Here is a 25,440-nt window from a genome sequence, read left to right as displayed (position 1 = left end):
TCCTATTTGCTAATGTCCAGATCACTTGGAAACCAGAAGCCTCATGGTGATAAATTTCACAAAAAATAGATTTTTAAATATAAAAGGATAAATAAGGAGTGAATCACAACAACAGATCAAGAAGAACAGAAAAGGTATGGCAAATGTTTTCGAAAAATACATCTATACATAGAATAAATTTTTCTGTTGTAATTTAAAAATAATTTAGTTTAAAAAAATTTTAGCTTAGAAATGAATCAAACATGTTTTAACTTGAGAATTGGAACGCTTTAAAAAAAGCTAAAATTTTTTAAAAAATTCATCAATAAAAATAATTGAAATATCTCAAAAATTAGCAGGTGGGAATAATTTGGATTACTTTGTGAGCCCTTACAACAAGGCAGCGGATTTAAAATTTCCAAATGATGTTAAAATTTATGATACAACGTTAAGAGATGGTGAACAGACACCTGGAGTTTGTTTAGGAACTTCTGAAAAACTTCAAATCGCAAGAAAACTCGACGAACTTGGAATCCATCAGATAGAAGCAGGATTTCCAGTTGTGTCAAAGCAAGAGGAAAGATCTGTTAAAGCCATTGTGAATGAAGATTTAGATGCACAGATACTTGTTTTGTCACGTACCAAGAAGGAAGACATTGACAAGGCAATTGACTGTGGAGTTGATGGAATAATCACATTCATGGCAACCTCAGACCTTCACCTCAAACATAAATTCAATATGAGTCGTGAAGAAATTCTGAACGTTTGCATGAACTCAATTGAGCATGCAAAGGACCATGGGCTTTTTGTAGCATTTTCTGCTGAAGATGCAACAAGAACAGACATTGATTTCTTGAAACAGGTTTATAAAAAGGCTGAAAACTGTGGTGCAGACAGGGTGCACATAGCAGACACAGTTGGAGCCATAAGTCCTCAGGGTATGGATTACCTCGTAAGGGAATTAAGGTCCGACCTGAAAGCAGAAATAGCACTTCACTGTCACAACGACTTTGGATTAGCAGTTTCAAACTGCATATCCGGACTTTTAGCAGGTGCAAATGCAGTTTCAACAACAGTCAATGGTATAGGTGAAAGGGCAGGCAACACATCCCTTGAAGAACTTGTGATGAGCCTTCACCTTATATATGGAGTTGACCTTGGATTCAACATCAGCATATTTTACGAACTTTCCCAGCTCGTTGGAAAACTAACCAACATGAAAGTACCTGAAAACAAACCTATTGTGGGTAAAAATGTGTTCAGACATGAATCAGGGATACATGTGGATGCGGTTATAGAGGAACCCCTCACATACGAACCTTTCCTTCCTGAAATGATAGGACATCACAGAAAAATAGTCCTGGGTAAACATTCAGGCTGCAGAGCAGTTAAAGCAAAGCTTGATGCATGTGGAATAGATGTTACAACAGAAGAACTCTGTAAAATTGTGGAAAACGTCAAAAGACGAAGAGAAGAAGGAAAGTACATCAACGACAAACTTTTCAACGAAATAGTGAGATCGGTACGTGGACCCTTCGACCCCTAAATGATTAGGATCAAAATTTAAAAGGTAGATTAAGATTTAAATGTCTTGATCAATTTTTTAATTCAATTAGACTAATTTGAATATTAAAGTTATTCAAATGGTTTATAAAAATTTTATAAAGGTTTTTAGACCTGAAGAAGGAAACTTTCAAGGAAATTTTCATTTGAATAAGGAATTTTAAGGATTGATTTTAATATGAACATAACAGAGAAAATTCTTGCACGTGCATCAGGAAAATCTGAGGTACAACCTGGTGAAATAATTGATGTTCCTGTTGATATTGCAATGACCCATGATGGAACATCTCCACCTACAATTAACACATTCAAAAAAATTGCAGATAACGTTTGGAATAATGAAAAAATTGTTATAATCTTTGATCATAACGTTCCTGCCAACAAAATAATGTCTGCAGAATTTCAAAAGGTTACACTGGAATTTGCAAGGGAACAGGGCATAAAAAATCTATTTACCCATGGTGAAGGAATATGCCATCAAGTACTTCCAGAGAAGGGGTTCATAAAGCCTGGAACTGTTGTTGTGGGTGCAGACTCACACACATGCACACACGGAGCTTTTGGGGCATTTGCAACAGGTATGGGTGCAACAGATATGGCAATAGTTTTTGCAACCGGTAAAAACTGGTTCATGGTTCCAGAATCCTACAAAGTAACTGTAAATGGTTCATTAGGTGAATATGTAAGGGCTAAAGATGTTATACTTAATGTGATCGGTGAAATAGGTTCATTCGGTGCCACATACAAAGCCCTGGAATTTACAGGTGAAACCATAGATTCAATGGATGTTTCTGGCCGAATGACCATCTGCAACATGGCAATTGAAAGCGGTGCCAAAAACGGAATAATGGAACCAAACAGGGCAGTGAAAGAGTATTTAATGAAGAGAAACGTTAAAAACTTTGATGTAATACGTTCCGATGATGATTCTCAATATGAGAAGGAATATATTTTTGATGTTAGTGATATGGAACCCCAGATAGCATGTCCCAATAACGTTGATAATGTAAAACCTGTTTCAAAGGTGGAAGGTGTTGGTGTTGACCAAGCATTCATAGGGTCATGTACAAACGGACGTCTTGAAGACCTGAGGGATGCAGCTCAAGTTCTTGAAGGTTCAAGGGTTCATGAGGATGTTAGACTCATTGTAATACCTGCCTCTGCAGAGGTGTACCTCCAGGCATTGAATGAAGGACTGATAGAAACCTTCATAAAATCTGGTGCAGAAGTCTGTAACCCTGGATGCGGACCATGTCTTGGAGCTCACATGGGAGTTTTAACCTCAGGTGAAGTATGTATATCAACAACCAACAGAAACTTTGTTGGAAGAATGGGAGACCCAAATTCTGAGGTTTACCTTGCAAACTCTGCTGTTGTAGCATCATCAGCAATTTCAGGAGAAATTAGTGATCCTAGGAGGTAAAATGGACCAAAATATTATTCACGGAATTGAAGACATTGAGAAGAGTATTGGAAAACTGTCAAGCGCTCAGAAAATACTTTTAACAACCGATGGATCTGTAACCGCAATACTCGATGTTATTAAGGGCCATGTTCACCTGGAAACACTGGTTCAGAAATTTCAGGATGCTGACAAGGATGTAGCGGAACTTCTCGATATAGATGAGGGGGATACTGTGAACTACAGGGTTGTTGTAATGGGAACAGAAGAACCATTGATACATGCAGTATCTTACATTCCAGTTGAAAGACTTGAAAATAACTTCAAAGAAGACTTGATAAAGGCAGATATCCCAATTGGACGTATATTAAAAAACCATAAAATCGAGTCCAGAAGAGAAATAAAAACAATTTACGCAGAGAGAACCAACAAAGAAACTCAAGAGATATATGGAACAGATTCTCCAATGCTTGCAAGAACCTACAACATCATACACAATGGTGAAGTTCTTATATGGATAAAAGAAACGTTTCCATACGATCTTTTCAGAGATTAACCCCTGGAAATGTGATTGGTAGATATCTCAAATCAGATGTTTTTTAAGAAATTTTCTTTTAATAGTGCTGATTAATGTAGAAAACTGATTTAAGGCAAAATATTGAGTTAATGAAATTCAATCCATAAACAAAATCTTATAAAAAAATTGAATGGATGATTGAACTATTTGGTGTGGTTGAAATGGGTGTAAAGTTTAAAGACATTGTATCTCCGGAATCCATAGGCTTCAATGAACTTGAAGGAAAAATAGTTGTACTTGATGCAGCCAACATAATTTACCAGTTCTTATCAAGCATAAGACAGGCAGATGGCACACCTCTCATGGATCACAACAAAAACATAACCTCACACTTCAGCGGAATCCTTTACAGAACATCATCACTTGTTGAAAAGGGAATAAAACCGGTTTATGTATTTGATGGTGCATCAAGCCATCTTAAAAAGGGTACACAGGACAAGCGAAGAGAAGTAAAGGAAGAATCAGAGAAGAAATGGAAAGAAGCCCTTGATGAAGGAGATATTCAGGAGGCACGTAAGTACGCAGTCCGATCCTCAAGAATGTCCCCTGGAGTGGTGGAAGGATCTAAAAAACTTCTAGAACTAATGGGAATCCCCTACATCCAGGCCAAGGGTGAAGGTGAAGCTCAAGCATCGTACATGGTTGAAAAGGGAGATGCATGGTGTGTGGGATCACAGGACTACGACTGCATACTCTTTGGGGCCACGAGAATGGTTAAAAACCTGACCATAACTGGTGGAAAAGCCAACCTGGAACTCATACAGCTTAAAAAAGTTTTAGAACAGGTTGAACTAACAAGGGAACAGCTTGTGGACGTTGCAATACTCGTTGGAACAGATTTTAACGAGGGAATAAAAGGTATAGGTGCTAAAAAAGGTTTAAAACTCATCAAAAAACATGAAAACATATTCAACGCCCTGGAACATCTGGATGTTGAGCTGGAAGTTGATCCTATGGTTTTAAGGGACATGTTTTTGGATCACGATGTTCTTGAGGATTACAACCTGAAATGGAAGAAACCTGACAGGGATGGTACCTTAGACTTCCTCTGCGGAGAACACGATTTTTCAGAGGAAAGAGTTTCAAGTGCCCTTGATAAACTCAAAAAACTTGACATGAACCAGAGTAGTTTGGAACAGTGGTTTTAACCTTTCATTCAAGTTTTGCATAATTATTACAATTTCTATAAATATTTTATATGAAAATATTTTTTTATATAAAAAAATAATTAATTTTAAAGAGAATTTGTCTTTTTGCACATTTTTTTCACTTGATTTTTTAAAAATAATTTAAAATTATTTATGTATTTTTTTTATCTACTTTTTGGATTTATACAAATCCTATCATGGATTGATGGTTTTATATTATCCGTATAAATCAACAAAAATTTTTAATAAAGTTGTAATTAATAAATAATTGTTAGAAAATATTTAAAAACAATTCAAATTATATTCTTTAAAGGAATGTTATTAATGGCAATTAAACTCGGAAACACAAGATTCACAGTTTTTGGAAAATTTAAAATAGGTGAATTAGATGTGGAAAAAAGAGGGTGGAATTATGGATGAAAAAAGCAAAAAAACTGTTAGAGGTAGTATTACGAACCTTGATTGGTGGCCAAACCGGTTGAATCTAGACATCCTGCGCCAGCATTCCTCAGAATCCAATCCTATGGATGAAGATTTCAGCTACGCTGAAGAATTCAGGAGTCTTGACCTAAAGGCGCTGAAGAAAGACCTCCATGAACTCATGACCGAGTCACAGGATTGGTGGCCTGCGGACTTTGGCCATTATGGGCCTTTATTCATCCGTATGGCGTGGCACAGTGCCGGTACGTACCGTATCAGTGATGGCCGTGGAGGAGGGGGTAACGGCAACCAGCGTTTTCCACCATTAAGCAGCTGGCCCGACAACGCTAACCTCGACAAAGCACGCCGACTGCTCTGGCCCATCAAGCAGAAGTACGGCAGAAAAATTTCCTGGGCCGACCTCATGATTCTTGCTGGTAACGTCGCCCTGGAATCCATGGGTTTTAAGACCTTCGGTTTCGGTGGTGGGCGTGATGACATCTGGGAACCTGAAAAGGACATATACTGGGGTTCTGAGAAAGAATGGCTTACAGACGAGCGTCATACTGGTGACAGTGAACTGGAAAAACCACTCGCCGCCCTGGAGATGGGATTGATTTATGTGAACCCAGAAGGCCCTAACGGCGAACCAGACCCCATTGCTGCGGCGCATGATATCCGAGAGAGTTTTGCTCGCATGGCTATGAACGATGAGGAGACAGTGGCTCTCATTGCAGGTGGTCACGCCTTCGGAAAAACCCACGGTGCTGGTGATCCGTCAATGGTTGGTCCTGAGCCGGAAGCCGCACCAATTGAGGAGCAGGGCCTGGGCTGGAAGAGCAGCTTTGGTAATGGCAAAGGTAACGACACCATTACAGGCGGCCCGGAAGTTATCTGGACCAACACTCCAACGAACTGGGACAACAACTTCTTCAGGATACTATTTGAATTCGAATGGGAATTGACCAAAAGCCCGGCCGGTGCCTACCAGTGGAAGCCAAAGGGTGACGCAGGCGCAGATACTGTTCCTGATCCACACGACGCATCAAAACGTCGCACCCCGGGCATGCTGACCACAGATCTCTCTTTGCGCTTCGACCCCATATACGAAAAGATCTCACGGCGCTTCTATGAGAACCCTGATGAGTTTGCGGACGCCTTCGCCCGCGCGTGGTTCAAACTGACCCACCGTGACATGGGTCCACGGACACGCTACCTAGGTTTGGAGGTACCTGACGAGGAGCTCATCTGGCAGAACCCCATCCCTGCAGCCGATCACGAATTGGTTGATGAAGAAGACATCGATACCCTTAAGGGTATGGTATTGGCTTCTGAACTGTCAGTGTCAGAGATGGTTTCCACTGCCTGGGCTTCGGCATCTACCTTCCGCGGCTCTGACAAGCGTGGTGGTGCCAACGGTGCTCGTATTCGCCTGGCACCGCAGAAGGATTGGGAAGTCAACCAGCCAGCCCAGCTAGCCAAAGTGCTGGAGGTACTTGAGGGCATCCAGAGCGAATTTAACCAAACACAAAAAGGTGACAAGAAGGTCTCCCTGGCTGATCTCATTGTTTTGGCTGGTTGCGCTGGTGTTGAGCAGGCTGCAAAAAATGCTGGTTATATTGTTAAGGTGCCCTTCACTCCGGGACGCATGGATGCTCTAAAGGAGCAAACTGATGTGGAATCCTTTGCTGTGCTTGAACCGGTTGCAGATGGGTTCCGAAATTATCAGAAGACTCAAAGCGCATTTAGGCCCGAAGAGTTGCTGGTGGACAAAGCGCAATTACTGACATTGACAGTTCCTGAGATGACGGTTCTCATTGGTGGATTACGTGTCCTGAATGCCAACTTTGGACAATCCCAGAATGGTGTCTTCACCAAGATGCCTGAGGCGCTTACAAATGACTTTTTCGTGAATTTGCTTGATATGAAAACAGAATGGAATGCATCCTCAGAGGACGAAAATGTGTTTGAGGGAAGGGACCGAGCAACAGGTGAACTCAAGTGGACAGGTACACGTGTTGACCTCATTTTCGGTTCAAACTCCGAGCTCCGGGCATTGGCGGAAGTCTACGCATGTGAAGACTCATCTAAGAAGTTCCTGAACGACTTCATAAAAGCATGGGACAAGGTCATGAACCTGGACAGGTTCGACCTAGCATTATCCTGAAAACAGAAAATTCATCAAATTAAGTTTTTTTATAAAAAAACATTTTTTTCTTTTTTTAATCTACCTTCAAATGGAACTGCGCCTGTTATTATATTAGCAATTATATTTGCTTTTATCATAATATCTATGTTAAAAAGTAGTTATAAAGAAAGTATCATGAAATATAGAGGAGATCTAAAGAAATAAGAGATACTGGGTCATTTAATCCATTGGAACGGTTTTTTAATTTAGATTTATTGAGGATGCTTTTAAATAGAATTTAAGATTATGACTTATAGATTGATATTTTCTGTTGAAAAACTAACAATCTCCTGAAATTCTACAAATAAATACAAAATAAATCTTATTCTAAAATGAGTGCAGGGGAAGGGATTCGAACCCTTGAAGGCCTACACCAATAGGCCCTGAACCTATCCCCGTTGACCACTTGGGTACCCCTGCATATATCATGATAGTTGAACATCATATATTAATGTAAGTTTTTTTCGGCCCTTGTTTTCCATAATAATCTTTTAGGTTTTTTTATTCAAAACGGGGGGTAATCTCCAAAAAATTCAATGGCGTACCTGCGTGCAGTTTCAACCTGCTGAGGATACCTCGTACCAATGGTCGCCTCAAGATCCTCCCGGGTTTTGGAAGATGCAACAGCTTTTAAAATATTAACATAAACACCTAAAGCTTTTTTTGAGGGGTAACATGGAATTTCAAGGGTTATACAGATATCTTGCCTTTTGAAACAGTTCAACCTTAGAAATGGGGCTACAGATCCTATTAAAACTCCTTCTTCAAGTTCTATAAGTGGTGGAACACCAACCCTGCTTTTACGATCTTCATCTACGAGTTTTTCGTAGCTCTTCTCTTTGTAGCAGTGGGCCTCAAGGTAAACCACGGGCTTATGCTCTTTAATAAGGGAAAGCACATTTTTACCCATATCTGAATTGTAATAATCTTTGTGGAGGGTGCTCAAGTAGGGAGTTTCATCGAAGTTGTATATCCCAAGTTTTCCATTGGAAACTGAATCCTCATCAAGTTGAGAGAGGGCTTTTATGGTGGTAATTCCTTCTTTACCATGAACTCCTCCAATAAAAAGGCGTGAAGGTTCATTGCCCTTATCTATGATCTTTGAATAGTTCATGTTCATCATCGGGTCCATGAGAATTTTTTTGTCAGGATTTCAGTCCAGAGTACTGCAATAATTTCAGCTTATGATACATGTAAAAGAAAAAATAGAAGTGGGATGGGGATTCAGGTTCCCTCTTCCCAGTTGTTCATATAATCCACCTGTCTTGGTGTTAAATCATCGATTTCAATGTTCATTGCATTTAACTTGAGTTCTGCAACGTATCTGTCTGTTTCATCAAGGGTTTTGTAAACACCAACATCAAGTTTGTTTTCAGTGAGGTACTTGGCGGATAGTGCCTGCATTGCAAAGCTCATGTCCATTATCTCTGCAGGATGTCCCTGTCCACGTTCTCCTGCAAGGTTAACAAGTCTACCATCTGCTATGAGGTAAAGTTTCCTTCCATCATGCATTACAAACTCTTCTATATCTGCCCTCACCTGTTTGCAGCTTACAGACTGTTCCTGAAGGTCTTTTTTGTTTATCTCAACGTTGAAGTGTCCTGAGTTTGCAAGGAGACATCCATCCTTCATGTACTTGAAGTCGTCGCCTGAAACAATATCAATATTTCCTGTGACTGTTAAGATAAGATCTGCCTCTTTAACAGCGTCACGAATCTTCATAACTCTGTAACCATCCATTCTTGCCTCTAAGGCCCTTATCGGATCTATTTCGGTTACTATGACATTTGCACCAAGCCCCACAGCTCTCATGGCAACTCCACGACCGCACCAGCCGTATCCACAGACAACAACTGTTTTTCCAGCTATGAGCATGTTGGTTGAGCCCATTATTGAGTCGAACGTTGACTGTCCAGTTCCGTACCTGTTGTCGAAGAGGTACTTCATGTAGGAATCATTCACTGCCATAACTGGAAATTCAAGGGCTTTATCTTCATTCATAGCCTTTAAACGATGAATTCCAGTTGTTGTTTCTTCACAGGCACCTAATATTTTCCCGATAAGGTCCCTTCGCTCCTTGTGGATGAAGAATATCATGTCTGCGCCGTCATCGATTATTATGTCAGGTTCATGGTCCAGCACCCTCTTGATGTTTTCGTAGTACTCTTCGTTGCTTTCTTCTCTCCAGCCGTACATGTTAAGGCCCATTGAAGCTCCTGCAGCTGTTGCATCGTCATGGGTTGATAATGGGTTGCAGCCGGTCATTGCAACCTCTGCACCTCCTGCTTGAAGGGTTAAACCAAGATTTATTGTTTTTGGTTCAAGATGTAAACATGATCCAATTGTAATGCCCTCGAAGGGTTTGGTTTCTTCAAATTCTTTTTTTATGTATTCAAGAACAGGCATGTGTCTCTGTACCCATTCTATTTTCTTCTTACCTTGCGGTGCAAGTGAAATATCCTTTACTTTGTAACTCATTGTCTCACCTAAAAAACGAATCTCTCTTTTTAAAAGATCTAAATAACTCTGAATAGATTTTCGATAAATAAACCTATATTGATATGAAGATACTTAACTTTTTTTCATTTCCTGAAAGAAGGATGATAATTTTTCTAAATCATTTTTTTGATGTTTCATGGTAACATCCTCATTTTTTTTTAAAATGATCCCTACAAATAAAAAATTAGGAGGTATAACTAAAAATTAGGAAAAATTTAGGGACTGAAATAATAAAAGTGCGTAAAACGCTTTTTAATATACAAAGAATAGCTCTTAAAGGAATTATTTTGAAGAAATAATTTGAATAACACTTTTTTAGAAATACAAATCTATGTTTTGAAGTTATCAATTTAAAAATAGCAATAGGCTTGAAAAAGAATTATTTTAAGGATTTTGGGAGAAAAAAATAATAAAACTTCTCCCAGTTAAATTTTCAGGTTTTTTTGGAGTTAAATCCACTTGTGGAATGGTTTTAGCTGTACTGCCTCAGGTCAACCTCACTTTTAGGTTTCACCTTATCCATAGCTTCTTTGAACTGTTTCATTTTGATCTTGTCTGCCTCAAGGTTTTCTCTGAGTGTGAGCATCACTGCTTCACGGCACACAGCTTCTATATCTGCTCCAACGTATCCCTCTGCTTTTTTGGCAAGTTTTTCAAGGTCAACATCATCTGCAAGTGGCATTTCCTTTGTATGAACTTTGAATATTGCAATTCTTGCAGTTTCGTCAGGAGTGTCCACTTTAACATGTCTATCGAACCTTCCAGGCCGTAGAAGGGCAGGATCTATTATGTCCACACGGTTGGTTGCTGCAACAACTGAAACATCCTGCAGTTCCTCAAGGCCATCTATCTCTGTTAAAAGCTGGTTAACAACTCTCTGTGTCACACCAGAGTCTGTGCTACTTCCACCTCTTGTAGATGCTATTGAATCTATCTCATCGAAGAATATCACGGTAGGTGCTGTTTGTCTGGCCTTTCTGAAGACTTCACGCACTCCTTTTTCTGATTCTCCAACCCATTTTGATAGGAGTTCTGGGCCTTTGATTGCTATGAAGTTTGCATCACTTTCGTTTGCAACGGCTTTTGCCAGGAGTGTTTTACCTGTTCCTGGTGGGCCGTAGACAAGAACACCCCTTGGTGGTCTCACACCGAACTTCTCAAAGCTTTCAGGGTACTTGAGTGGCCATTCAACTGCCTCACGAAGTTCCTGTTTTGCACTTTCAAGTCCACCTATATCATCCCATTTAACATCTGGGACCTGTACCATCACTTCACGCAGTGCAGATGGTTGTATCTCCTTCAGGGCCTCTTTGAAGTCGGATTTCGTGACTATCATCTTTTTGAGGGTTTCCTTTGGTATCTCCTCTTCTGCCTTGATGTCTGGGAGTACCCTTCTTAAAACCCTCATTGCAGATTCTTTACAGAGTGATTCAACATCTGCTCCCACGAATCCGTGTGTTATATCTGCTATTTCATCCAAGTCCACTGTGTCGTCAAGGGGCATTCCCCTTGTGTGGATCTGGAGAACTTCCATTCTTCCGTCTTTGTCTGGTACGCCTATTTCTATTTCTCTGTCGAATCTTCCGGGTCGTCTGAGCGCCTGGTCAAGGGCGTCTGGTCTGTTGGTTGCACCGATTACAACTACCTGTCCCCTGCTTTTCAGTCCGTCCATGAGGGTGAGTAGCTGGGCAACTATTCTGCGTTCAACTTCTCCTGTTACTTCTTCCCTTTTGGGTGCTATTGCATCTATCTCATCTATGAATATGATGGAAGGTGCGTTTTCTTCAGCTTCTTCGAAGAATTCTCTGAGGCGTTCCTCTGATCCACCCACATATTTACTCATGATCTCAGGGCCGTTGATTGCTATGAAGTGGGCGTCGCTTTCGTTTGCAACGGCTTTTGCCAGGAGTGTTTTACCTGTTCCTGGTGGTCCATGCATGAGAACACCTTTTGGTGGGGATATTCCCAGTCTTTCAAAGAGTTCAGGTCTTTTAAGTGGAATTTCTATCATTTCCCTGACCTTTTTGACTTCCTCCTTGAGGCCACCTATGTCCTCGTAGGTAACATCCACAACGTTTTTTATGCCCTCAATTTTTGAAACATCCACGGGTTCTGTCTGAATTTCCATTTCAGTCATGTCTGTTATCTGAACGATTCCTGCAGGTTTGGTTGAAACCACTGCAAGCTTTATCTCACCCATGGGTGAAACATCACTAACCATGTCCCTGAAGAAGTCGTCGAATAAGCCCCCCCTCATGGGCTGCTGCTGTCTTATTCCTGCGACTATCAGATCTCCCTTTGACATGATTCTGCCCATGAATGCGGGTTTTACATCTCCCCTTATCATTATCTGCTGGTCAACGGGTGCAAGAATCACTTTCTGGGCTTCTTTCACTTCAGCCCTTTTGACTGTGATTTCTTCCCCTATGGAGGTACCTGCATTCTTCCTCAGGTAACCATCGATCCTGATTATTCCAAGCCCAACATCTGACTGACTTGATGCAACTTTTGCTGCGGTTACCTTCTTTCCTTTTATCTCGATTATGTCTCCATCGAGAAGATCCAGCTTATGCATGCATGCCGGGTCGATCCTTGCAATTGTTCTACCAACATCGTTTTGTGAAAACGCTTCTGCAACTTTTAATTTCATTTCTTTATTTTCCATAGGAACCCCCTACATTAACGTTTTGCTTGATTATAATATGTTTAATGGGTTTAAAATAGTTTACACTATTCATCATGTTTTAGTTAACTTTGGTTACTATAACCTTGTTATTCATACTATATAAACGTTGCGCTTTTTTCATAGTTATTTTTCAATATGTATTAAATGCCATTGGAATGAATTTTAAAAGAAGTTACTGGCATTTAAACAGGATACTTCCTAAAAAAAGAAGTTTAAATCAATTTAAATTAAAAAAAGATGTTTATTATTTTTAAAAGAATTTTTAAGTAAGACATTTCAATTATTTTAAAACGGACAACTTATCAGGGATCTGTCAGCGTATAATCCCACCAAATCCTTTTAAAAGATTTTCAACTTCAAACCGTGCATCAGGGTTTATTATAGAATAACGTATAGTGACACTCTTTTTACCAGTTTCTATCTGATCTCCGCAGTAAACATCAACAACAGATGCTTCTATGACAGCATCTAACTTCATCAGTGTTTCTGCCATCACTGGAGGATTGCAGTTTTCAGGAAAAACTGCAGAAACATCGTAAAAATTCCTGGGATAATTGTCAACCTTCCAATTATGGAGTTTCGTAGTGCTTAAAACTTCAACGTTGGATAATTTCAGTTTAATTTCCTTTTCATCCCTAACTAACGTTGCAAAATCTGGTGATAATTCCTTCAGTATCCCAACATGGATCGTTTCGGAGTATATATGTCTCAAACCAACCTCTTCACCAACAGAATCTTTAAGAAGCTGAACTTCTTCGTTGAGTGCAGATATTGCTTTATCAGATCTTCCAAGGGCTGCTTCAAGGTCGTCAAGGTGTTTTGCTGCAGAACTCATGGCACCAACAAACTCCTTTTCCCTTCCTGCATTTATCATCTCTTTAAGCTCCAAAAATGTCTCTAGAAATGCTTCGTGCGTCTGGACGATGTACCTGTTGTTCGTCTGTATGGAGTAGCAGAGGTAAGGGTTTTGTGCTACGATCCGTGCAATCATGTCAAGCATCAAACTGTAAACAGGACTTGCAAACTTTCTGGACTCTTTGATATCAATTCCAAGTTTTTCTATTGTTGCTGCAATTGATATGTATGAGAAATGGGTTAATCCCTGAACGATACTCATCATCTTATCATGATTCTCAGGATTAGTTACAAGAACACGAGCATTCTCAGATTCAAGGAATGCTAAAACCTTAGGATACCATTTACCCTCATTCCCCTCTTTTTCAGGGGTTAAAACAACCACCTGTCCGTCCAGGGATCGTATCCTGGGTCCGAACATTGGATGTGTTGGCAGAAACTCCACACCTTCAGGAGCAAACTGTTTCATAACATCTGCAGGCTCCTCTTTAACAGAGGTAACATCCATAAGAAGGGATCCTTCCTTAAGATGAGGGGCAACTTCCTTTATGATTCTGGTTGTTACATCTATGGGCACAGATATAATTGTAACGTCGGATTGGGATGCAGCCTCCACATTATCCTGAAGGTAGATTACACCCAACTTCTTTGAAACACTTTCTCCTTCTACTTGGTTTCTACCAGTTATAACAACATCAAATCCCTTATTTTTAAGAAAACGTGCTATCCAATTACCCAGACCTCGTGTACCGCCGATTATTGTAATTTTCATGGAATGAACTCCTAGAATTTGGATTAAAAGCATTTGAATTTAAAGTTCATACTAAAATTCATATTGTTCAAATTTAAATGTTTATTTTAATTGAGGATTATTTATAAGAACTCGTTATAACTATGGTTTTCAATCCAATAAAAAATTGAGGGTTTTAATTGGGATTAACTCTAGGTCAGTCCAATATTCATTCGGAATGAATTAAAGATCTAAACTGAATTTAAATAAAAAAAAGTTTTTCAGGGCATTAAATTAACTAAAGCCCTAAATTTCAACAGTTTTAAGTTCTTCCTCAGGAGTTAATCCCTGAATATTTTCAAGGGCATCCATCAGATCCTTCAACTTATCATTTCCCATAACTTCCATGAAGTTTTCAAGCTCGGATCGTCTCTTTAAAAATACTCCCCTCCTTTTTATAGGGTTTCCATTGGCATCTGTGGGATTTATTTCAACCATGAAACTTTCACCTCTCTTTGAAGAGGGAGTTTTAACTAAAAATGCGCCTTTCACATTTGTTGGAACTCTTTGCCATGGATTTACTCCATTTAATGCATTTTTTATTTGTTTTTCCAGTTCATTGTCCATACCATCTTCTCCTACCCTTACGTTAAAACTCAATATGTATTAACTTTTATATAAAATTTATTAATAATCATGGTTAAAATCAGAGGGGTCATCAAAACTTTTTATAATACCCATTATCATCATTCAATCATGGATGGTTGAATTTCAAAAAAATCCGCTTAATGATAATTCTTTAAATGGTTTTTTAACATATACTAATAGAGTGGAATTTAGAAAGGGCTAGAAAAGAATTTTAAAAACTAGGATTTGAATGATCTAAAAGGGGATTATCCAAATATTTTCAAGGTGTAAACATGCGAATAGTTTATCAGGATACCAAAAGGGGCATAATAGAACTTGTCCCAGAAACACTGGACGACCTCTGGCATCTATCACACATAATAGAACCCGGAGATATGGTATCTTCAAAAACAACACGTAGGATCCAGGATTCAACTGGAGAAAAGATAAGGAGCGACAGGGGCATTAAAAAAACCTTCTTTTTAGGAATAAAAGTTGAGGATATGAACTTTCATAAGTACACTGGAAAGTTAAGGGCAACGGGCATAATAGAGCATGGCCCTGAAGATCTGGTCCCACTGGGCTCTCACCACACTCTGGATCTCAAGCTCAAAAATTCTGTGAAGATACAGAAGGAAAAATGGTCCAGATGGAACATTAAAAGGCTTAAAAATGCAGTTAAATCTTCTAAAAAACCTTCAGCAATCATAGTTGCAGTTGAAGATGATGTTGCAGACCTTGGAATCATAAGACAGTACGGGATAGATTACTACGGCCCAATAATGGGGCAGGTTTCCGGAAAAAGGATAGTGCAGAAGAACAGGAAAAAAGCAATATCCGACTTCTTCACAGATGTTGCAAACTCCCTGGAGAAGTTTAAAGAAGTGCAGAGTATCATAATAGCAGGTCCTGGATTTACCAAGGGAGAATTCTACGATTTTTTGAAGGATCAATATCCTGAAATGGCCAAGATATCCCTAATCGAAAACACCGGTGCTGGGGGAAGGACAGGAATAAGTGAAGTTCTTAAAAAGGGCATAATTGAGGAAATGGCCACAGAAAACAGGATAGCCTATGAAATGAGAGCTGTTGAGGATCTGCTGGCAGAGATAGGTAAATCTTCAAAACTGGTTGCATACGGTAAGAAAGAGGTTCAGGCTGCTTCAAATGCAGGTGCAGTTGAAAAACTCCTTGTTGTGGATGAACTGGTACGTGAACTGGACGTAGAACAGATCATGGAACTCACAGAAAATATGGGTGGTAAAGTACTGATCGTAAGTACGGAACACGACGGAGGAAAACAGCTCAATGCTCTTGGAGGAATTGCGGCCCTTTTAAGGTATGGGATAACTTAATTCTGCGAAATATTTTTATGGGCTGATTAATACTCAATAAAAACCTTTAACTTATATTAATTTTTAATCTATTTAATCCAATAGAACTGCCCATCATGTATCTATTTTTTCTAAAAAAGAATATCTGAATTTATTCATTGAAAAAAATTGATTCGATCTACTCTTTGAATTGGATTCCTTTTTTTTGTTTAATCAAGTTTCATTAAAACCTCAGAACAAAATTGATTAAGGTTAAAAAACAAATAATAACTGAACGTCAATGAAATGTTAATTGGAGGGATCCAAATGCGTAGATTGATGTGCATTTTACTCTGTCTGATTTTTATATTTTCTACAGTTGCTGCCTGTTCTGCAACTGTTCTTGGAAAAACTAAGTATGGATGGGTTGAAAAAAATGTTTATGGTAATCCATCTTCCAACTACAAGATAGTTATAATCTTAGGGGTTCATCCACGAGAGTACCGTTTTCATAATGCGGTTTTATCTGCAGTGAAAACCAAAACTGCCTCTTCAAACAAGAAGTACATAGTTTACAGGGTTCACGTTACCAAGACCCCTATGAACTACTACAGGGGTAGAATGTATGGGCAGTTGCTTGCAAATAAATTCGTTGTCCCTGATGTGAAGCGAAACAATCCAAAGCTTGTCTTCGATATTCATGAAAATGGTTGGAGAGCCAGTGGATATAAATACTCCCGTTTTCTAGACCCAATATCAAGAACAAGTAGAACTTATAGCTACATAAATCGTATAAAAACTAGAATGCCGTTTCTCAGGGTTTACGCACCTAGTGGTACCAGTCCCAAGTACGTTACAAACCCCCTATCAAGAAAGGGCATTCCAACGATTATTTACGAGACCTACAAGTACGATTCCTACAGTAAAAAGGTTGCAGATGCAAAGCTGTTTATCAACACGTTGAACAGTCTTTAAATTCAGTAACCTCAGATAGTAGTTTATGGTGAATACATATTAAGTGGTTTTAAATATACAAACCTAATTATTCGAAGAATTGTATTATACTGTTAAATAACAGTTTTAAGAATCTTTTAATCAATTTTTTAACTATTTTTAATCAATGTTCATTAATATCATATTTATGAAAGATTTTATAAGATATATCTGTCCTTTTAATGAAATTAATATGAAAATCAAACTTTTTCTTTAAAAAATAATTTAAAAATTTGTATAAACTTCTAAAATCCTTAAATTTCTATCCTTTTTTGATAAAACATGATAAAGTTTATTAATGAATATTGAAAATCTACATATATTATTAATAAAAGGTGATTATATGCGAAAACTAATTAGTATATTCATGTGTTTAATTTTTGTGTTTTCTATGATTGGGGCATGCTCTGCGGCGGTTATTGGAAAAACAAGTTATGGATGGGTTGAAAAGCAAACTTATGGAAATCCATCCTCAACCAACACAATAGCTATAATTGTGGGGGTTCACCCAAGAGAACATGGTTTTCATGATGCCATGGTATCTGCGCTGAAGACTCAAACAGCATCTTCGAACAAGAAATACCTTCTTTACAGGATCCATGTTACCAAGACTCCTATGAACTATTACAAGGGTAGAATGTATGGACAGCTGCTTGGGAATAAATTTGTTGTCCCAGATGTCAAGCGAAGCCATCCAAATGTTGTTTTTGACATTCATGAAGATGCTTGGAAATCAAGTGGCTACAAATACCCAAGGTTTTTAGACCCTGTATCAAAGACAGCCAAAACCTACAATTACATAAATAGGGTAAAGGCAAAGATGTCGTTTTTGAAGGTTTACGTGCCACCTAGTGGTACCAGCCCAAAATATGTTACAAAGCCAATAGCATCAAAGGGCATTCCAACCATAATCTACGAGACCTACAAGTACGATTCCTACAGTAAAAAGGTTGCAGATGCAAACCTATTTATCAAAACACTGAACAACCTTTAAAGGGGGAAACAATCCTGTGTTCTTCAGGACTTAATAAACCCCTATTTTTTAATATTTATTGGATGTGTGTTAATTGTACGAAGAATTAATCTTAGCTTTTCTAGCATCAGCAGTTTTGACCTACATTTTCAAGGAAATTTTCACAAGAACCAAGGGAAACCTCTACACCAATATAAGGGGTGGAACGCCTCGTGCAGTTGGATTGGCCCCATTTATAGTTTTATTACTATTTTTAGAACCTCCTTATCAATACTTAATAGGAATAATTGGATTATTCGCATTTGCAGATGATTTAATTGGCAGAAAAAGGATTGAAGGGCTGCCATTTGAACTTGGACAGCTTTCAAGGGGAATTGGCATGCTGATGGTTATGGCAGTTGGATTCTACTACAACTTCGGTGCCCTTGCAATACTGATAGCCCTGATGATACAGCCAATGAACATTGCAGACATGCAGCCTGGAACTGCATGTTCCACAGTGATCACAATGGCTCTTCTGGTTGTTCTTGGAATATTTGCATTAACCTCAACCCTTTACTACCCAGCACTACTCATCCTGGTGGCATGCCTTGGATACGCTGCCCTGGACTACCAAGGTAAAATAATGATGGGAGAGGTGGGCAACCACTCATTTGCTGTGGGTCTTGGAATTTTATACGCAGTTTTAGGCAGTATTGTTGGAAATTCATTTGGCTTTGGAGCTTCAGGTGTTTTCCTATTTGTACTGGCATTATTCCTCTTAACATCAATTCTCATAGCATTTTTAAGGAGAAAAAACCTTGAAGCATTCATCAAGAAAAACCTCAAAATTCAGGATCCCAACTTTGGAGATTACACCATGGATGTTTTAACAGGAGGAGGACTTGGAGACTTGATGCGTAAAACAATCCTTAAAAAACGATGCATTATGATAAACAACAAATTACTTAAAATTTTGGGTTTCAGAAGGTTGTTCTTCAATCCCTACGCAGAAGAGAATGATATTGAGTAAGTTGTATCAAAAATTATAACGAAATAAGGCGTGAATATGACGAAGTACTCACTGCCTTAAAAAAATCTAGTTCCTATTTAAAAAGTAAAAAGAAAGAATTAACGACTTTTCAATCCTTCTTTCTTTTAAGGGACAGTGCAGCCATAACAAGGAAAAGAGCTGCAAATGCCAAAAGAACAGCAACATCTATCCCTATCTTATCCAGACCCCATCCCTTGAGTATAACCGCCCTGCAAGCATCAACTGCATAGGTTGGTGGTACCAAGTATGATAATGGTCGTAACCATGTAGGTATTGCTTCTATTGGCCAGAAAACACCTGAAAGTAGGAAAACTGGAAGTATTATGAAGGGTATGAACTGTACGGCCTGACCTTCACGTTTTGCAAGGCTTGAAAGCAGTATTCCAAGTGCCTGTGATACAACTGCCAGTAGTGCAACCACCAGGAATGCAAGGAGCACGTTTCCAACCACATCTATTTTGAAGACAAGAACACCCACTGTAAGGAGGAATGCAGCCTGCACTGTTCCAACAATTCCAAATGCCACAGCATAACCACATACTATTTCACTTTCCTTAAGGGGTGTTGCTAGAATTCTTCCAAGGGTTCCTGATGTCCTTTCACCAACGAATGCAAGGAGGGTGAGCAGCGTTGTGAGGAGGTAAACAACGAAGGCCATTATTCCTGGAACGAAGAAATCTATGAACTCTGCACCCTCACCATAGACTGGATCAGAATCCACTTTCACAGGAGGGTTAATTCCCTGATCTTCCATTGTCTTGGTTGCAGCATCTCCAACAGTGCTGAATATGGCATTTTTAATGTTAACAACACTTTCATCAGCCCTTATAATTAGCTGGGTACTTTGATTGGATGAGGGAGTTGTAGCACCAATGTAGGCAGTTTCTGTGAAATTTTCCGGAAATATGATGACTGCGTAGGCTTTTCCATTCTCAACCTCACCAACAGCGGAAGCATTGTCTGACATGTATTTGATGTTCAAAACATTAGTGTCCAGGTTGCTGATTATCTCCTGGGAAAGTGAAAGATTTTCTCCTCCAGGTATCTGGAAACCTGTGTCATGGTTCACTACAACAACGTTAACATCTTCCACGTCACCGCTGAAGGCCAGGCCAAATACAAACATTGCAAATATGGGTGCAAGGAGCATAAGTGCAATGGTACGTTTGTCATTTTTGATGTCCCTGAAAACCCTCTTTGTAACTGCAAAGCTTCTTCTGAAGTTCATTGGACACTGCCTCCTTCCAGAACATTTCCTGATCCACAAGTTCTTGAAAACTCAAGGAAGGCATCTTCAAGGGATTCGGTTCCTGTAGTCCTTAATATATCTTCAGGATGTCCCTCTGCAATTATTTTACCCTTTTTAACGAATCCAACCCTGTCGCAGTGGCGTGCCTCATCCATGTAGTGGGTTGTGATGAGTATGGTTATACCTGAATCCTTGAGCATGTTGAAGTAGTTCCAGAAGGATAACCTGAGCTCCGGATCGACGCCAACTGTGGGTTCATCAAGAAAAAGCACTTCTGGCTCATGTATGAGGGTGCATGCCAGTGAAACCCTGTGTTTCATACCTCCACTCAAGTTAGCAGTCACCTCATTTTTCCAGTCTTCCAAATCTATGAATCTAAGGAGCTCATGGATCTTTTTAATTGTTTTATCCTTTTTAAGGCCGAAAATTTCCCCAAAAAATTTCAGGTTCTGTTTAACTGTGAGTCCATCGTAAAGAGCAGTTTCTTGAGGCATGTAACCTATAACTTTTGATATTGTATTGTTGGGAATGGTTTTTCCAAGAATTTGGGCTTCTCCAGATGATGGGTTTGACAGGCCGCACAGTACCCTTATGGTGGTTGTTTTACCTGCACCATTAGGGCCCAGTAATCCGTAAACTTCGCCCTTTTTTACTTTGAGGTTCATTCCATCCAAAGCTTTAAAATCACCAAACTTCTTTACAAGTTCTGATGTTTCTATGGCATAATCAATTTCTTCTCCCAATTTTATCACTTCCCTTCAGTTAATAAGGAATATGAACATGACCTTTTTATAAGTTATGTAACTAATAGAGTATAAAATGGAGCAGATTAACACGTGGTTCAAATATAATTAATGGTGAAACCAGTAATGATTCATCAAATTATGAAATGAATTTAATTCAATTTAACAGATTTAATTCAATTTAACAGGAATATTCTAAAAAAATCAATTAAAGATAATCAAATTAAGAAGGTGACATGTTGGCAGACATTCCAGTGGAAAAGGAAACTTTAAACGCCCTTAAGACTATGGGACTTACGGACTATGAGACAAGGGCTTATGTGGCTTTAACATCTGTAATATCTGGAACAGCAACGGAGCTAAGTGAAGCATCAAACGTCCCGCGTTCTAAGATATACGTGGTTTTGAAATCCCTTGTAAAGAAGGGATTTGTGGAAATGAGCCGGGGTAAGCCACTGCAATTCACTGTGATACCTCCCCACGAGGTTTTCAAAAGGTCAAGAAATGAAATAAAGGAAACAATGGACAAAGCTGAAGCTGAACTCAACATGGTCTACGAAACCCAGATACCCAACGTACCTGCACCCATATGGCTTGTTCACGGCCCGGAGAAGATCGTGAACAAGGAACTTGAGATCATCTCAAGGGCAGAAGAATCCCTTATCATAATGGCGGGCTTTATGTTCAAGGAAGAGCCACCCAAATTAAAAGAAGTTATTCAAAAAGCTATTAAAAGAGGGGTAAATGTAAGGATAATAATAATGCCCCACTCAATTGTAGATGAAGAAATGATAGATGTGTCTCAAGTTCTCCAGAACCTAGATTGCGACCTGAAGTTACTGCAGATACCCAACATAAAAATGGTTTTAAGGGATAAAAAGGAAATGATCATGGCATTTTCCAAGTTTTCAGGAGAAAGCGCAGTTTCAAAAACATCAATTGGAATATGGAACCAGTACCGGGAGTTTGTGGAAACGATTGAGGGAATGTACGAATTCGTCTGGAACAACGAACTGTTTAAGGAAGTTAAGATCTAAAAGAAGTTGTAATTACTTTATTTGGAACTATCCTAACTAAATAATCTGTGTTTTAAAATAATTTAGATGAATCTTAATTGTCCCAATGAATTGTAGGTTAAAAATTTTTTCAAGTGGGGTTTCAGATAATAATATAAATTGTAAAAATGAAAGTTGAAGGTACAAAAAAAAGGTTCATGAACATAGAAAAATTATTTATAAACCTTAAAAAACAGTTTAATCATTAATCTAACTAATTTAATGAACTTTTAAGAATAATCAATAATTTTAAAAAGAATAAATTTAAGGTGATTTTATATGAAAGCTTTATGCATTGTTACAGGAAGGGGCATAGGAGGGGATGCAATGACAGCCCTCAACATAGCAAGGGCCCTTGAAAAGAAGGGAGTTGAATGTGAATTTGCACTGGATCCCACAGCTCCAGGTTTACTCTTTAAAAAACATGGAATAACTTGGTATAAAACCAGCATCCCCCAGGCTGGAGGACACGCTGCCACAAAGGCAACAATGGGAAAGGCAGCATTCAGAACCTTCAAAGCAGTACTGGGAGTATCAAAACTTTGCAAAAAAGTCAAACCAGATGTTGTGGTTGGAGTGATAGGTGGAGGTGCAGTTGTGGGTTGTCTTGGAGCACTCGTTGCAAGGCTCCCATCAGTTGGAATTCTCATAACCCCCATGGATGCCAACATCTGCACCAAGATCACAACGAACGTTGCCCTACCCGAATCCAACCTCTTCCAGTTGGAAAGTGCAGAACTTGAAAAGCTCAACACAAAAAAAGCATACTCACCAATAAATCCAGAAGTAATCGTGGGAGATAAGGACAAGGCCCTTTCAAAAATGCCAGAAGGTTACGATCCAACTATCCCAACTGTTCTCTTCTCATCGGGTTCAACACTCTTTGAAAAAATGGCCCAGGGTGTGGAAAAACTTGGAGAAAGTCAGATCGATGCCAACATACTTGTGGTTGGAGACCCGCTGGAAGAGGATTACCTGAAATACTTCAAATCTGAAAAGGTATTTTATTTGGGTTACATAGATTGGATACGCGACCTTTACAAGCTCATTGATGTTGCAGTGGTCACAGATGATGGTATGATGATACACGAAGCCATGGCATGCAACATACCAGTTGTAGCACTTTTAGGAGTGAAATACGGGCGCTACCATAATTTAGCCGCAGTCTTCAATGGAGCAGTGCTTGAAGCTGAACTCGAAAACCTGGAAACAGTTTTAGAAGATGCATTCAAGGGTATGGGTGAGATGAAGCTGAATGCTTCTAAGTATGGAGCAGACGTTCTAAATTCAGCTGATGATATTGCAGAGATGATCTACAACAGAATTCCTTTAAATAAATAATTCAAATATCTATTTGAGATTTTAAAAATTTTTTGAGTACTAAAATAATATAAAAAGAGTTAATGAAGATATTCAAGTATTTATAAATGTTTAAAAGCTAATTATTCCTTTGTAGTCCATTCAGATATATCTTTTTTTTTGAATACTCACTCTAACTTGGAAAGGAACCTTATGAGCTTGTAAACAGCATCTGTTGAGGGATGGGTTTCAATGAAGTTATCAAAATCATGGATTTTATAACCATCCCTTAGAAACTTGGACATGTAGGCCATGGTTGTACGTGCAGAGGGTGACACTGCAAACAAACTGTTTATATCTCCAGTTTCAGCATCAAAAACAACCTTACTCATACCTGTTTCTCCATCAAGAACTCTCCAAAATGTTTCTGGCCCTGAAGATCCAGGTATGTGCCCTTCAGAACCCGTGGGAGATTCAGATTTCAGAAAACTGACATCGTAGTGTAGGGATATGGAACTTGGCACGAACCTGTAATCTGCCTCAGCATGAATTCCGCAAGAGTTCCTTGCAGCAACCACTCCCTCCATACGGGCCACTGGTGTTGTTCCTATTCCACCAACAACATCTCCTGCAGCGTAAACACCCCTTTTACTGGTTTCCATTTTGCTGTTAACAATTATCTCCCCATTTTTTCCAGTATCAACCAGACCCCTCACTGCATCTGAATTTGGCACCATTCCAACTGCATTAAGAACAGTTCCTTCAAAAAAACCAGCATCTGTTTTGAGTCCGTCTGGATGAATCTCATTGACTTGAGTGTTTTCAAGTATTTCAACATCCCCTAACAACTTTTCAACCACGTACCTTTTTATATCGGGGTCGAGCATCTTCAAAAAACTGTGCCTGCAGAAAATCCTTACCCTGGAGCCCATGGCTGAGAAGATTCCTGCAAATTCAGCAGCTATAACTCCACTTCCCACGATGTTGAGATTTTCAGGAACCTTTGGAATGTCAAGAACATCTCTGTAGGTCAGTGCATGTTCTGCACCTTTTACTGGGGGAATGGAAGCACCTGCACCTGTCCCTATGATAAGCTTGTCGTAATTATACCTTTCATTTCCAACTGAAACGTAGCCATCTCCAACCACAGCATCATCCATGACAACGTTAACACCTGCTTCACGGGTTTCAACCTCAAGAACGTGCCTTATCTTGGCTATTGTTTCTTTCACTCCACCTGCAACTTTATGAAAATTGATTTCAGGGTTCAGGCTGGTGATTCCTCTTTCATTGAATTTTTTTGTGTTCCTTATGTACTTCGCAACGTCGTTGAGCCCACAAACAACCACACATCCCTCATTAAGACATTTACCGCCTATTTTATTCTTTTCAATCAGTGTAACATTTGCTCCAAGTCCTGAAGCTTCCATTGCAGCTGTTCTACCAGCTGGACCTCCCCCTATAACCACGATGTTCATTTTTCATCCTCCAAGATCATTTCCAGAATATCTTGTTTATATAATTACTATGCATATTAATGATTTAAAACGTTTTATTTTATCTATACCTTAATATTCTCTGTTTTATGTGACTAAAAGAGCCACTTCATCAATTATATATAAATTTAATCATCATGAACAATTTTCATGCAAACGTCACTGAAACTATTTTGTTTAAAAAGTGATATAATATGGGAAAGGGTCAACAACAGGGTTAATGTCTGTAACACTCACGCTATTGTTGAGGTACGATGATATCACTTCGTCTATACAAATATACAACTAAAAACATAAGGCTGACGAATACGCCTAAAAGTCCATAAAATGCTATATAATCCGTTGAATCTTGGAAATATGAAAATTTATTTAGGTAGATATATAATACTCCCATGCCTTGGATTGCTAATGCACCCACTAAACTACGTATTAAAGCTTTAAAACTACATTTTTTAGCCTGATAAACCGATATGAGAGGAGCAGGAAGAAAAATAAGAGATAAACATAAAAAAGTTAAAGGTCCTCCACTTAAAAAATATAAAAATGCAAAAACGATAAATATTGTATTTAAAATTGGCCACAAAAACTTTTCTTCCATTAATTTAACCTCCA

The 25,440-nt window shown here is 38.9% G+C and carries 20 protein-coding genes and 1 tRNA gene; 11 read left to right on the top strand and 10 right to left on the bottom strand.

What is annotated here, in order from left to right; genetic code table 11:
• The first annotated feature begins 349 nt into the window (after window positions 1–349).
• The 5 genes from J2756_RS03160 (at window position 350) to katG (ending at window position 7,256) form a co-directional block, all read left to right on the top strand.
• Window positions 350–1,525 carry a homocitrate synthase family protein gene (locus J2756_RS03160; RefSeq protein ID WP_209582514.1) on the top strand — a complete coding sequence of 392 codons (1,176 nt, stop codon included), beginning with the start codon at window positions 350–352 and terminating at the stop codon, window positions 1,523–1,525.
• Between the two features lie 195 nt (window positions 1,526–1,720).
• Entirely contained in the window at window positions 1,721–2,965 is a 1,245-nt protein-coding gene (hacA, locus tag J2756_RS03155; RefSeq protein WP_209582513.1) for a homoaconitase large subunit, read from the top strand.
• Window position 2,966: 1 nt separating this feature from the next.
• Entirely contained in the window at window positions 2,967–3,500 is a 534-nt protein-coding gene (locus J2756_RS03150; protein WP_209582512.1) for a chorismate--pyruvate lyase family protein, read from the top strand.
• Between the two features lie 182 nt (window positions 3,501–3,682).
• Window positions 3,683–4,669 carry a flap endonuclease-1 gene (fen, locus tag J2756_RS03145; protein ID WP_209582511.1) on the top strand — a complete coding sequence of 329 codons (987 nt, stop codon included), beginning with the start codon at window positions 3,683–3,685 and terminating at the stop codon, window positions 4,667–4,669.
• Window positions 4,670–5,081: 412 nt separating this feature from the next.
• Complete coding sequence (katG, locus tag J2756_RS03140) at window positions 5,082–7,256, top strand: catalase/peroxidase HPI (protein ID WP_209582509.1); 2,175 nt, start codon at window positions 5,082–5,084, stop codon at window positions 7,254–7,256.
• A gap of 358 nt (window positions 7,257–7,614) precedes the next feature.
• Here the strand turns inward: katG and J2756_RS03135 are convergent.
• The 6 genes from J2756_RS03135 to J2756_RS03110 form a co-directional block, all read right to left on the bottom strand.
• Window positions 7,615–7,697: transfer RNA gene (locus J2756_RS03135), tRNA-Leu, on the bottom strand.
• 85 nt (window positions 7,698–7,782) lie between these two features.
• A complete protein-coding gene (locus tag J2756_RS03130) occupies window positions 7,783–8,391 on the bottom strand; it encodes a DUF2119 domain-containing protein (RefSeq protein ID WP_209582507.1) in 609 nt (202 codons plus the stop codon).
• A 110-nt stretch (window positions 8,392–8,501) separates the two neighbouring features.
• Window positions 8,502–9,755: an adenosylhomocysteinase gene (ahcY, locus tag J2756_RS03125; protein ID WP_209582505.1), complete on the bottom strand. Its 1,254-nt coding sequence runs from the start codon at window positions 9,753–9,755 to the stop codon at window positions 8,502–8,504.
• A gap of 493 nt (window positions 9,756–10,248) precedes the next feature.
• Window positions 10,249–12,441 carry a CDC48 family AAA ATPase gene (locus J2756_RS03120; protein WP_209582502.1) on the bottom strand — a complete coding sequence of 731 codons (2,193 nt, stop codon included), beginning with the start codon at window positions 12,439–12,441 and terminating at the stop codon, window positions 10,249–10,251.
• Between the two features lie 334 nt (window positions 12,442–12,775).
• Window positions 12,776–14,089 carry a prephenate dehydrogenase gene (locus tag J2756_RS03115; RefSeq protein ID WP_209582500.1) on the bottom strand — a complete coding sequence of 438 codons (1,314 nt, stop codon included), beginning with the start codon at window positions 14,087–14,089 and terminating at the stop codon, window positions 12,776–12,778.
• A 264-nt stretch (window positions 14,090–14,353) separates the two neighbouring features.
• On the bottom strand, window positions 14,354–14,674 hold the full coding sequence (locus J2756_RS03110; RefSeq protein ID WP_209582499.1) for a hypothetical protein: 321 nt from the start codon (window positions 14,672–14,674) through the stop codon (window positions 14,354–14,356).
• Window positions 14,675–14,967: 293 nt separating this feature from the next.
• On the opposite strand from J2756_RS03110, the gene J2756_RS03105 reads away from it, so the two are divergent.
• The 4 genes from J2756_RS03105 (at window position 14,968) to J2756_RS03090 (ending at window position 18,965) form a co-directional block, all read left to right on the top strand.
• Window positions 14,968–16,029 (top strand): mRNA surveillance protein pelota, encoded by a 1,062-nt coding sequence (locus tag J2756_RS03105; protein WP_209582497.1) that lies wholly within the window; start codon window positions 14,968–14,970, stop codon window positions 16,027–16,029.
• Window positions 16,030–16,314: 285 nt separating this feature from the next.
• Window positions 16,315–16,962 (top strand): hypothetical protein, encoded by a 648-nt coding sequence (locus tag J2756_RS03100; protein ID WP_209582495.1) that lies wholly within the window; start codon window positions 16,315–16,317, stop codon window positions 16,960–16,962.
• A gap of 361 nt (window positions 16,963–17,323) precedes the next feature.
• On the top strand, window positions 17,324–17,974 hold the full coding sequence (locus J2756_RS03095) for a hypothetical protein (RefSeq protein WP_209582493.1): 651 nt from the start codon (window positions 17,324–17,326) through the stop codon (window positions 17,972–17,974).
• Between the two features lie 73 nt (window positions 17,975–18,047).
• Window positions 18,048–18,965 (top strand): cell wall biosynthesis protein, encoded by a 918-nt coding sequence (locus J2756_RS03090; RefSeq protein WP_209582492.1) that lies wholly within the window; start codon window positions 18,048–18,050, stop codon window positions 18,963–18,965.
• A gap of 109 nt (window positions 18,966–19,074) precedes the next feature.
• Here the strand turns inward: J2756_RS03090 and J2756_RS03085 are convergent, their stop codons facing one another.
• The gene (locus J2756_RS03085) at window positions 19,075–20,214 is read right to left on the bottom strand and encodes an ABC transporter permease (protein WP_209582490.1); all 1,140 of its coding nucleotides are present in this window, start codon (window positions 20,212–20,214) and stop codon (window positions 19,075–19,077) included.
• A complete protein-coding gene (locus J2756_RS03080) occupies window positions 20,211–20,978 on the bottom strand; it encodes an ABC transporter ATP-binding protein (RefSeq protein ID WP_209582488.1) in 768 nt (255 codons plus the stop codon). Before J2756_RS03080 ends, J2756_RS03085 begins: the two co-directional genes overlap by 4 nt.
• A 236-nt stretch (window positions 20,979–21,214) precedes the next feature.
• Here J2756_RS03080 and J2756_RS03075 point away from each other — a divergent pair, with 236 nt between their 5' ends.
• Both J2756_RS03075 and J2756_RS03070 read left to right on the top strand, forming a co-directional pair.
• Window positions 21,215–22,015 (top strand): TrmB family transcriptional regulator, encoded by an 801-nt coding sequence (locus tag J2756_RS03075; RefSeq protein ID WP_209582486.1) that lies wholly within the window; start codon window positions 21,215–21,217, stop codon window positions 22,013–22,015.
• Between the two features lie 297 nt (window positions 22,016–22,312).
• Complete coding sequence (locus J2756_RS03070; RefSeq protein ID WP_209582484.1) at window positions 22,313–23,374, top strand: glycosyltransferase; 1,062 nt, start codon at window positions 22,313–22,315, stop codon at window positions 23,372–23,374.
• Between the two features lie 146 nt (window positions 23,375–23,520).
• Here the strand turns inward: J2756_RS03070 and J2756_RS03065 are convergent, their stop codons facing one another.
• A complete protein-coding gene (locus J2756_RS03065; protein ID WP_209582482.1) occupies window positions 23,521–24,810 on the bottom strand; it encodes an FAD-dependent oxidoreductase in 1,290 nt (429 codons plus the stop codon).
• A 256-nt stretch (window positions 24,811–25,066) separates the two neighbouring features.
• Window positions 25,067–25,426 (bottom strand): hypothetical protein, encoded by a 360-nt coding sequence (locus J2756_RS03060; RefSeq protein ID WP_209582480.1) that lies wholly within the window; start codon window positions 25,424–25,426, stop codon window positions 25,067–25,069.
• Window positions 25,427–25,440 lie beyond the last annotated feature (14 nt).

It is taken from the genome of Methanobacterium aggregans, from assembly GCF_017874455.1.
In the GTDB taxonomy this organism is placed as follows: domain Archaea; phylum Methanobacteriota; class Methanobacteria; order Methanobacteriales; family Methanobacteriaceae; genus Methanobacterium_C; species Methanobacterium_C aggregans.
The sequence above is the reverse complement of the archived record's forward strand: the minus strand, read 5'-3'. Positions and strand labels throughout refer to the sequence as shown.

What these genes read in the sequence shown, in the direction of transcription:
- hacA (WP_209582513.1), top strand. Translation starts at nt 1,721, where the DNA reads ATGAACATAACAGAGAAAATTCTTGCACGTGCATCAGGAAAATCTGAG.
- J2756_RS03150 (WP_209582512.1), top strand. Translation starts at nt 2,967, where the DNA reads ATGGACCAAAATATTATTCACGGAATTGAAGACATTGAGAAGAGTATT.
- fen (WP_209582511.1), top strand. Translation starts at nt 3,683, where the DNA reads ATGGGTGTAAAGTTTAAAGACATTGTATCTCCGGAATCCATAGGCTTC.
- katG (WP_209582509.1), top strand. Translation starts at nt 5,082, where the DNA reads ATGGATGAAAAAAGCAAAAAAACTGTTAGAGGTAGTATTACGAACCTT.
- J2756_RS03130 (WP_209582507.1), bottom strand. Translation starts at nt 8,391, where the DNA reads ATGAACTATTCAAAGATCATAGATAAGGGCAATGAACCTTCACGCCTT.
- ahcY (WP_209582505.1), bottom strand. Translation starts at nt 9,755, where the DNA reads ATGAGTTACAAAGTAAAGGATATTTCACTTGCACCGCAAGGTAAGAAG.
- J2756_RS03120 (WP_209582502.1), bottom strand. Translation starts at nt 12,441, where the DNA reads ATGGAAAATAAAGAAATGAAATTAAAAGTTGCAGAAGCGTTTTCACAA.
- J2756_RS03115 (WP_209582500.1), bottom strand. Translation starts at nt 14,089, where the DNA reads ATGAAAATTACAATAATCGGCGGTACACGAGGTCTGGGTAATTGGATA.
- J2756_RS03110 (WP_209582499.1), bottom strand. Translation starts at nt 14,674, where the DNA reads ATGGACAATGAACTGGAAAAACAAATAAAAAATGCATTAAATGGAGTA.
- J2756_RS03105 (WP_209582497.1), top strand. Translation starts at nt 14,968, where the DNA reads ATGCGAATAGTTTATCAGGATACCAAAAGGGGCATAATAGAACTTGTC.
- J2756_RS03100 (WP_209582495.1), top strand. Translation starts at nt 16,315, where the DNA reads ATGCGTAGATTGATGTGCATTTTACTCTGTCTGATTTTTATATTTTCT.
- J2756_RS03095 (WP_209582493.1), top strand. Translation starts at nt 17,324, where the DNA reads ATGCGAAAACTAATTAGTATATTCATGTGTTTAATTTTTGTGTTTTCT.
- J2756_RS03085 (WP_209582490.1), bottom strand. Translation starts at nt 20,214, where the DNA reads ATGAACTTCAGAAGAAGCTTTGCAGTTACAAAGAGGGTTTTCAGGGAC.
- J2756_RS03075 (WP_209582486.1), top strand. Translation starts at nt 21,215, where the DNA reads ATGTTGGCAGACATTCCAGTGGAAAAGGAAACTTTAAACGCCCTTAAG.
- J2756_RS03070 (WP_209582484.1), top strand. Translation starts at nt 22,313, where the DNA reads ATGAAAGCTTTATGCATTGTTACAGGAAGGGGCATAGGAGGGGATGCA.
- J2756_RS03065 (WP_209582482.1), bottom strand. Translation starts at nt 24,810, where the DNA reads ATGAACATCGTGGTTATAGGGGGAGGTCCAGCTGGTAGAACAGCTGCA.
- J2756_RS03060 (WP_209582480.1), bottom strand. Translation starts at nt 25,426, where the DNA reads ATGGAAGAAAAGTTTTTGTGGCCAATTTTAAATACAATATTTATCGTT.